This window comes from Streptomyces sp. KR55, from assembly GCF_052245645.1.
Lineage (GTDB): Bacteria > Actinomycetota > Actinomycetes > Streptomycetales > Streptomycetaceae > Streptomyces > Streptomyces flavusporus.
This window is the reverse complement of the sequence record NZ_JBQQCE010000424.1, coordinates 1-8587: the sequence shown is the minus strand read 5'-3', so window position 1 is coordinate 8587 and position 8587 is coordinate 1. Positions and strand designations below refer to the sequence as shown.

The following is an 8587-nucleotide window of genomic DNA, read 5'->3' as shown; positions in this document are numbered from 1 at the left end:
GGAGGGGGTTCAGGACGCCGGTCAGGGCCTGGCCGGCGGGGGCCGACTTGACCGTGTTCGCGGCGCCGCCCAAGCCGGTCAGGACGGAGGCCGCGCTGGGGGCGGGCTGGGGCGCGCCGGCTGCCGCGTCGGATGTACCCGAACGGCTGCCGTGATCTGCGCCACCCCCGCCCTCCTGGGCGGCGGCCCAGTCCCGCTCGGCCGTACGCTGGCCTGAGGAGTCCCAGGGCCCCACGGCGGTCACCACGACGGCGGCCAGTGCCAGGCCGACGGTGGTGGCGCCCGTCGTGTACTGCCAGGTCTTCGCCGTCGCGACCCGTGTGACCTGCGGTTTCGCGGCACGTGCCAGCCGCGTGACCCGCGGACCGGTCACGGCCGTGACCCGCGCGAGGCGGGGGCGTACGGCGTTCGCGACCCGCGCCAGACGCGGTTTCGCGGCTCGCCAAGGCCTCAGCTCAGGCACGACCACCAGCCCCTTTCGCGATCACACAGCTGCGTGAGGGACACTTAACCACCAGAACTGTGTGCTGATCATGGAGGAGCCACCGGTGGAGTTCGACGTCACGATCGAGATTCCGAAGGGTTCGCGGAACAAGTACGAGGTGGACCACGAGACCGGTCGTATCCGCCTGGACCGCCGCCTGTTCACTTCGACCAGCTACCCGGCCGACTACGGCTTCGTCGAGAACACCCTCGGCGAGGACGGCGACCCGCTGGACGCGCTGGTCATCCTGGACGAGCCGACCTTCCCCGGCTGCCTCATCCAGTGCCGTGCGATCGGCATGTTCCGCATGACGGACGAGGCCGGCGGCGACGACAAGCTGCTGTGCGTGCCCGCCCACGACCCGCGCGTGGAGCACCTGCGGGACATCCACCACGTGTCCGAGTTCGACCGCCTGGAGATCCAGCACTTCTTCGAGGTCTACAAGGACCTGGAGCCCGGCAAGTCCGTCGAGGGCGCCAACTGGGTGGGCCGGACCGAGGCCGAGGCCGAGATCGAGCGGTCGTACAAGCGGTTCAAGGAGCAGGGCGGTCACTGAGCCCCGCATCCCCGTAACGGGCCGCACGCGCACGTGTGCGGCCCGTCCGCGTGTCCGTACGCATACTGAGGCCTGTTGGGTGTCGTACGCCTGCTGGATGTCGTACAGGGAGCACTGCTTCAAGTGACGGACGCGGAGGACCGCAAGCCGCTGTCGGACGAGGTGCGGACGACGTTCGATCCCGAGGTCACCTCGGAGTTCGCCATCCCCGAGGGCCTGGACGTGCCGACGCAGGGGGCCGAGTCGGAGACGTCGTCCGAGTTCGCCGTACCCGAGGGGCTGGACGTCCCGTCGCCGGCCGACGCCGAGCCGGAGGGGTCGGCGTTCAGTCCGCCGAGCACCTACAGCGCCCGCGGTGCGCCGGCCGCGTTCACGCCGGCGACCGGTGTGCCCGTGGTCCGGCTGACCAAGGACGTGCCCTGGCAGGACCGGATGCGCACGATGCTGCGGCTGCCGGTGGCCGAGCGGCCCGCGCCTGAGCCGGGGCCGAAGGCGGAGGAGGGCGGTCCGGCCGTTCCGCGGGTGCTCGACCTGACGCTGCGTATCGGCGAGCTGCTGCTCGCGGGCGGTGAGGGCGCCGAGGACGTGGAGGCGGCGATGTTCGCGGTCTGCCGCTCCTACGGCCTGGACCGCTGCGAGCCCAACGTCACCTTCACCCTGCTGTCGATCTCGTACCAGCCGTCCCTCGTCGACGATCCGGTGACGGCGTCGCGGACGGTACGCCGCCGGGGCACCGACTACACCAGGCTGGCGGCCGCGTACCAGCTCGTGGACGACCTGAGCGACCCGGAGAGCCACATCTCCCTGGAGGAGGCCTACCGGCGCCTCGCGGAGATCCGCCGCAACCGGCACCCCTACCCCACCTGGGTACTGACCGCGGCGAGCGGGCTGCTCGCGGGTGCGGCCTCGGTGCTCGTCGGCGGTGACGCGGTCGTGTTCTTCGCGGCCGCGCTCGGCGCGATGCTCGGCGACCGGCTGGCGTGGCTGTGCGCGGGGCGCGGACTGCCGGAGTTCTACCAGTTCGTGGTCGCTGCGATGCCGCCGGCCGCGATGGGGGTCGCGCTCACGCTGGCGCACGTCGATGTGAAGGCGTCCGCGGTGATCACCGGTGGGCTGTTCGCGCTGCTGCCCGGGCGGGCGCTGGTGGCGGGCGTGCAGGACGGCCTGACCGGCTTCTACATCACCGCGGCGGCACGGCTGCTGGAGGTCATGTACCTCTTCGTCGGCATCGTCGTCGGCGTGCTGGTGATGCTGTACTTCGGCGTCCAGCTGGGCGCCCAGCTCACCCCCGACGCGGCGATGAACATCGCCGAGCGGCCGGTCGTGCAGATCGCCGCGTCGATGCTGCTGTCGCCGACGTTCGCCGTGCTGCTCCAGCAGGAGCGGGCCACCGTGCTCGCCGTGACCCTCAACGGGGGTGTCGCGTGGTCGGTGTACGGCGCGATGCACTACGCCGGTGACCTGTCACCGGTCGCCTCCACGGCGGTGGCGGCGGGATTGGTGGGGTTGTTCGGGCAGCTGCTGTCCCGGTATCGGTTCGCGTCCGCGCTGCCGTACACCACAGCGGCGATCGGGCCGCTGCTGCCCGGTTCCGCGACGTACTTCGGTCTGCTGTCGATCGCGCAGAACGAGGTCGACGCGGGGCTGGGGTCGCTCACCAAGGCCGCCGCGCTTGCAATGGCCATCGCCATCGGGGTGAACCTCGGGTCGGAGATCTCGCGGTTGTTCCTCCGCCTACCGGGCGGTTCCGCCGAGGGGCGGAAGGCCGCCAAGCGGACCCGGGGTTTCTAGCGCCGGGCTCTGTCAGCTCTGCCTGTAGGGGTCGTACGGGTACTGCTGCTGATCCTGCTGGTAGCCCTGCTGTGAACCGTACGGCTGCTGCTGGTAGTCCTGCGGGTACTGCTGGGCGTACGGCTGCGGGGTCTGGCTGTATCCGTACTGCTGCTGGTCCTGTCCCTGCTGCGGGTAGCCCTGATCGCCATAGACCTGGTCCCCGTAGGGCTGGTCGTCGTAGCCCTGGTTGCCGTAGGGCTGGTCCTGGTGGTTCGGCTCCACGCGGCGCAGCTGGGTCGTCGCGTCGTCCATCAGGGGACCCTGCTGCTGGACCGGAGGCTGCGGCTGCTGGGGCGGGTTCTTCTTGTTCTTCGAGCGTGCGCGCCAGAACTCGATGATGATCGGGAGCACAGAGACGAAGACGATCAGGATGAGGATCGCTTCGATGTTGTTCTTGACGAAGTCGATGTTGCCCAGCCAGGCGCCGAGCAGTGTGACACCCGCGCCCCACAGGATGCCGCCGACGACGTTGAAGATGAGGAACGAGCGGTACCGCATGCCGCTGACACCGGCGATGATCGGCGTGAACGTCCGCACAATGGGCACGAAGCGGGCCAGGACGAGGGACTTCGGGCCGTACTTCTCGAAGAACTCGTGCGCCTTGGTGACGTTCTCCTGCTTGAAGAGCCGGGAGTCCGGGCGGGTGAAGAGCGACGGGCCGACCTTCTTGCCGAACATGTAGCCCGCCTGGTCGCCGAGGATCGCGGCGATGCAGATCAGGACGATCGCGGCCCACAGCGGAAAGTCCAGCTGATTCGACGTGATCAGCAGACCCGCCGTGAACAGCAGCGAGTCACCCGGCAGGAAGAAGCCGATGAGCAGGCCCGACTCGGCGAAGACGATGAGGAGCAGGCCCCAGATCCCGAAGTTGTCCAGCAGATAGTTCGGATCCAGCCAGCTCGGTCCGAGGGCAAGCGTCGTCACGGTTCCGGGCTCCTGTGGGGTGAGGGGAAGTACGGCGTCGGGTTCGGCCGGACAAAGCTATCAACGCCAGGTGTCCTCCCCAGGTTCCACCGGTGTCTCCGGGATGCACTGTGCGCCGGCTGGGACGAAGCTGTAGGTCGGCGGTGGTCCTGGCCCGGGAGCGGGGCTCCCGGGCCAGGGGCCTACGAGGTGTGCCGGGCCGCGTTCGCGGTGATCGCGTCCCGCAGGTGCTCGGCGAGGCCGGGGCGCATGGAGTCGTAGAACGCCTTGAAGCGCTCGTCGGAGACGTACATCTCGCCGAGGCACTGGTGGAGTTCGTACGGGCACTCGTAGAACCACCTGCAGATGTGCTGCCGGTGTTCCTCGGCCATGTCCATGGCCCGCTCGCCGGTCGGCGCCTCGCCGGCGACCATCAGAGCGTCGTAGCGCTCGCTCCAGTCGGCCACCTCGGCCTGCATGCGCTTCCAGTCCTCCTTGGTGTAGCTGGCGGTCCGGCGCTGGGACTCGGCGTAGGCCTCGGTGTTGCCCCAGCGCGCTTCCGCCTCGTCGGCGTACTGCTCGGGGTCCTTGTCCCCGAACACCTCGAACTTCTCCTCGGGCGTGAGGTTGATGCCCATCTTGCGTGCCTCCATGGCGTGCTCCACGGCCGCCGCCATCTTCTGCAGTTTCTCGATCCGGGCGGTCAGCAGCTCGTGCTGGCGGCGCAGATGCGCGCGCGGGTCCGCGTCCGGGTCGTCGAGCAGGGCGGCGACCTCGTCGAGCGGGAAGCCGAGCTCGCGGTAGAACAGGATCTGCTGCAGCCGGTCGAGGTCGGCGTCGTTGTAGCGCCGGTGGCCCGCGTGGCTGCGCTCGCTCGGGACGAGCAGGCCGATGTCGTCATAGTGGTGCAGGGTGCGCACCGTGACTCCGGCGTACCCGGCGACCTGTCCCACGGAGTAGCTCACTTCCGCTCCCTTCTCGGTACGCCCTCCACGGTCCGGCCTCACGCCACGTGAGGTGCAAGTCGTTTGTGCCGGGCGGGTTCGGCACGCCGAGGATCGGTGCTCAATCCTCGCCGAGGTCGAAGAGGTGCCAGGTGAGGCCGTCGACCGATATCCGGCAGGTGCCGTTGCCGTAGCTGTCGGTCCACAGCCAGCCGATCGGGGTCCTGCGGACCGAACCCGCCGGGCCGCGCGTGGGACTGTTGCTTCGGAACGTGCGGGCCTGATCGGTACTGCGCCACGCGCCGGTCTCGCCGTACACGACGAGGCTGTTGTCGTCGGCCACCAGCAGGTCGCCGAGAATGGAGAGCGGCTCGACTCCCTCCCGATAGCGCCATATCCGGGTCCAGGTGGTGCCGCCGTCGGTGCTGACGTGGAGGGTCCTCAGGCCGTTCTTCACCTCCTCATGGCTGGGGAGCTGGCCCGGCTGGACCGCGTACAGCGCGCTCCGGCCCGCGACCACCTTCATGGCCCACGCCCGTTCGGCGACGCCGGTCATGTGTGTCGGACGCCAGGTGCGGCCGCGGTCCTCGCTGAGGACCAGGGTGGGCAGGCCGGAGTCGGGGTCCAGGCCCGTTGCGAACAGGGCGTTCTCGGCGATGTCGCCGGCCGGTGCCAGGGTGCCCTTGAGCGGTGGCTGATGCGCCAGGATCCGGTGCTCGCCGGTGTCCGGCATGACGACGAGCAGTCTGTTGCGGGCGCATTCGTTGCCGTCGGCCGCCAGTGCCAGGCATTCGGTGACGAGGGAGGCGCTCTCGGGAACGATCGGCGTGGTGCCCGTCGGCTTCGCTGTGCCGCGTTTCCAGGTGCGGCCGTTGTCGCGGGTGAACCAGGTGCGGCTGGGCACGCCGGTCCGCTCGGAGCTGTCGGTGATCAGGGCGCGGCCCGGGCCGAGCACGGTGAGACCGGCGGTGAGGCCCCGGTCGCCCGTGACGTCCGGCAGTGGGGACTCGGCCAGGCGCCACAGCCCGGCGTTCGCCTCGAGCACGGCGACGTACTGACGGCAGCGGCCCTCGCCGCAGTCCGCGCGGAGGGTGAAACCGCTGCCGTCCGCGGCAAAGGCGACGTCGTACGACGCACCCGGCAGGTCGGTGGCCGACGGTATGTTCGGGGGCGCGGTGAAGGAGGACCCCGACGACGCGGGCGCGTGCGTGTTCTTCTTCGCGGGTGCCCCCGCCGGCTCCTCGTCCACGCTCTCCGTGCCGGCACTGCACGCTGCCAGAAGGCAGCCGAGCAGGGCTCCCACAAGGAGCAGCCGCCATCGACGTACATCCATGGATCCTCCGATCCGCGGTGACCGGTATCTGCTTCTGGTACACCGCGGACCGGCTTCGGGTTCCACTCCCCGGCGAACTTTCTGCCGAACGCCCTGCCGGGGCGCGGCGCCCTACTTGCTCAGGCGCGCGAACCGGCGCAGGGCCAGCGGGAAGAACACCGCGAGCAGCGCCAACGGCCAGATGACCGCGGGCCAGACGTGCCCCGCCTCCCCGCCCTGGTTGCCGAACAGGTCACGGACGGCCGTCGCCGTGTGGGACATCGGGTTCCACTGGACGACCGTGCCGAGCCAGCCGGGCATGGCCTCGGGTGTGGCGAAGGCGTTGGACAGGAAGCCGACCGGCCAGACGAGGATCTGCACGGCCTGCACCAGCTCCGGCTTCCCGGCCACCAGGGCCAGCTGGATGCCGATCCACAGCATCGCGAAGCGGAACAGCAGCAGCAGGCCCACGCCCCCCAGGAAGGCCGCCGCCCCGCCGTGCGCACGCCAACCGAGCGCGAGACCGACGCCGATGAGGACGGCCAGGGCGAGCGCAGACTGGAGCATGTCGGCCACCGAACGGCCCACCAGGATGGCACCGTTGGCCATGGGCATCGACCGGAAGCGGTCGATCACGCCCTTGTTGAGGTCCTGGGTGACGGCGATCATCGTGCCCTCCAGGCCGAAGGCCATGGTGAGCGCGAGCATGCCGGGGACGAGGTAGTCGACGTACTCGCCGCTGACGCCGCGACCGCCGCCGACCAGGTAACCGAACATCAGCAGCAGCATCACGGGGAACGCCACGTTGACGACGACCTGGACCGGTTGCCGTGCCCAGTGGGCGAGTTCACGGCGGGTCATCGTCCAGGAGTCGGTCAGTGCGTACGTGGTCACGCGGCCTCCTTCACACGGTCTGCGGTGAGATGCAGGAACACCTCGTCGAGCGTGGGCCTGCGCAGGGCGATGTCCTCCGCCTCGATACCGGCCTCCTCCAGGGCTCGTACGACGCCGGAGAGCGCCGCCATCCGGTCGGTGACCGGTGCGCTGAGCAGCCGCCGGTCGGTGTCGACGGTGACGTCGTCCTTGGGCACCGGCAGCACGGCCACGGCAGCACCGAGGTGGCCGGCGTCGCGCAGGACGACGTCGATACGGTCGCCGCCGGTCAGCGCCTTCAGGGCGTCGGCCGTGCCGTCGGCGACGACCCGGCCGCGGTCGACGACCGAGATGCGGTCGGCGAGCTGGTCGGCCTCCTCCAGGTACTGGGTGGTGAGCAGGACGGTGGTGCCGCCGCCGGCCAGTGAGCGGACGGAGGCCCACACCTCGGCGCGGCCGCGCGGGTCAAGGCCGGTCGTCGGTTCGTCCAGGAAGAGCACCTCCGGTTCGGTGATCAGTGAGGCGGCGAGGTCGAGGCGGCGCCGCATGCCGCCGCTGTACTGCTTCACCGCCTTGCGGCCGGTGTCCGCGAGGCCGAAGCGCTCCAGGAGTTCACCGGCCCGCACGCGCGCGTGGCGGGCGCCCAGGTGGTACAGGCGGCCGAACATCTCCAGGTTCTGGTAGCCGCTCAACTCCTCGTCGACGGCGGCGTGCTGGCCGAGCAGGCCGATCCGCAGCCGTACGTCGTACGGCTCCGTGACGACGTCGTGGCCCACCACCTCGATGCGGCCCGCGTCGGGGCGCAGCAGCGTGGACAGGATGCGGACCAGGGTGGTCTTGCCGGCTCCGTTCGGGCCGAGCACTCCGTGCACCGCGCCGCGCGCGACCGTGAGGTCGAGCCCGTCCAGTGCGGGTTTGTCGCCGTACTTCTTGCGTGCCCCTTCGACGGTGATCGCCGTGTCGGCCACTGAGACTCCCTCGCTAGTCAAGTTTGACTACCAGCGGGAGGCTAGTCCCCACTCACCCTCTAGTCAAACTTGATTAACGGTCGTCCTCGGGATGCCGGTCCGCCGTCGCAAAGGGGTTCTCCTGGCCCTCGGCCAGGACGCCGACGAAGGGGTCGCCTTCCCCAGCGAAGGTGTACGCGCCGCCCTCGATCCGACCGATCAGGCCCAGGGTCCATTCGGCTTCGGCATCCGCGGTATGGATCCAGAGGTTCATGATCTCGCCGATGTGGCCGAGCTGTTCGGGGCCGTCCTCGGGGACGTAGTGCTCGGTGACGGCGGCGCGCCACTCCTCGATCCGCCGGGTCCGCTCCTTCAGGAGTGCCACCGCCTCCGCCCTCGGCAGGTCGACGATGAACCCGATGGCCGCCGACTTCACGTCCATCTTCTGGTCGTACGAGGTCAGCGCCTCGCGCAGGAGCCGGAAGTACTCCTCGGTGCCCCGGTCGGTGATCTCGTACTCGGTGCGCGGTGGGCCGCCCGCGGTGGACGGGGCGATCTCGTGCGCGTGGAGCAGGCCCTGCTTGGCCATCTGCTTCAGGGCGTGGTAGATCGAGCCGGGCTTGGCATTGGACCACTCGTGCGCGCCCCAGTACTCCAGGTCGTTGCGCACCTGATAACCGTGGGCCCGCCCGTGCTGGCGGACGGCACCCAGCACGAGGAGACGGATCGCTGACA

8 protein-coding genes and 1 pseudogene are annotated in these 8587 nt (G+C 70.0%); 2 read left to right on the top strand and 7 right to left on the bottom strand.

Features of this window, described 5'->3' with window-relative positions:
- Nucleotides 1-469 (bottom strand): annotated as a pseudogene (locus ACTWQJ_RS40270) (D-alanyl-D-alanine carboxypeptidase/D-alanyl-D-alanine endopeptidase); the annotation flags it as partial.
- 79 nt (nt 470-548) lie between these two features.
- Between ACTWQJ_RS40270 and ACTWQJ_RS40265 the strand changes: the two are divergent.
- Both ACTWQJ_RS40265 and ACTWQJ_RS40260 read left to right on the top strand, forming a co-directional pair.
- Nucleotides 549-1040: an inorganic diphosphatase gene (locus tag ACTWQJ_RS40265; protein WP_053756473.1), complete on the top strand. Its 492-nt coding sequence runs from the start codon at nt 549-551 to the stop codon at nt 1038-1040.
- A gap of 123 nt (nt 1041-1163) precedes the next feature.
- Nucleotides 1164-2831: a threonine/serine ThrE exporter family protein gene (locus ACTWQJ_RS40260; RefSeq protein ID WP_443311392.1), complete on the top strand. Its 1668-nt coding sequence runs from the start codon at nt 1164-1166 to the stop codon at nt 2829-2831.
- A gap of 12 nt (nt 2832-2843) precedes the next feature.
- On the opposite strand, the gene ACTWQJ_RS40255 is transcribed toward ACTWQJ_RS40260, so the two are convergent.
- From ACTWQJ_RS40255 to ACTWQJ_RS40230, 6 genes are all read right to left on the bottom strand, one after another.
- Complete coding sequence (locus tag ACTWQJ_RS40255) at nt 2844-3797, bottom strand: DedA family protein (protein ID WP_443311391.1); 954 nt, start codon at nt 3795-3797, stop codon at nt 2844-2846.
- Between the two features lie 182 nt (nt 3798-3979).
- The gene (locus tag ACTWQJ_RS40250) at nt 3980-4741 is read right to left on the bottom strand and encodes a MerR family transcriptional regulator (RefSeq protein WP_443311390.1); all 762 of its coding nucleotides are present in this window, start codon (nt 4739-4741) and stop codon (nt 3980-3982) included.
- A gap of 100 nt (nt 4742-4841) precedes the next feature.
- Entirely contained in the window at nt 4842-6053 is a 1212-nt protein-coding gene (locus tag ACTWQJ_RS40245) for a WD40/YVTN/BNR-like repeat-containing protein (protein ID WP_443311389.1), read from the bottom strand.
- Nucleotides 6054-6164: 111 nt separating this feature from the next.
- A complete protein-coding gene (locus tag ACTWQJ_RS40240; protein ID WP_443311388.1) occupies nt 6165-6926 on the bottom strand; it encodes an ABC transporter permease in 762 nt (253 codons plus the stop codon).
- A complete protein-coding gene (locus tag ACTWQJ_RS40235) occupies nt 6923-7873 on the bottom strand; it encodes an ATP-binding cassette domain-containing protein (RefSeq protein ID WP_443311387.1) in 951 nt (316 codons plus the stop codon). Before ACTWQJ_RS40235 ends, ACTWQJ_RS40240 begins: the two co-directional genes overlap by 4 nt.
- A gap of 73 nt (nt 7874-7946) precedes the next feature.
- The coding region (locus tag ACTWQJ_RS40230) for a PadR family transcriptional regulator (protein ID WP_443311386.1) at nt 7947-8587 on the bottom strand (641 nt) is incomplete at its 5' end.

Bases quoted from the DNA above. Each gene is read 5' to 3' on its own strand.
- ACTWQJ_RS40245 (WP_443311389.1), bottom strand. From the start codon at position 6,053: ATGGATGTACGTCGATGGCGGCTGCTCCTTGTGGGAGCCCTGCTCGGC.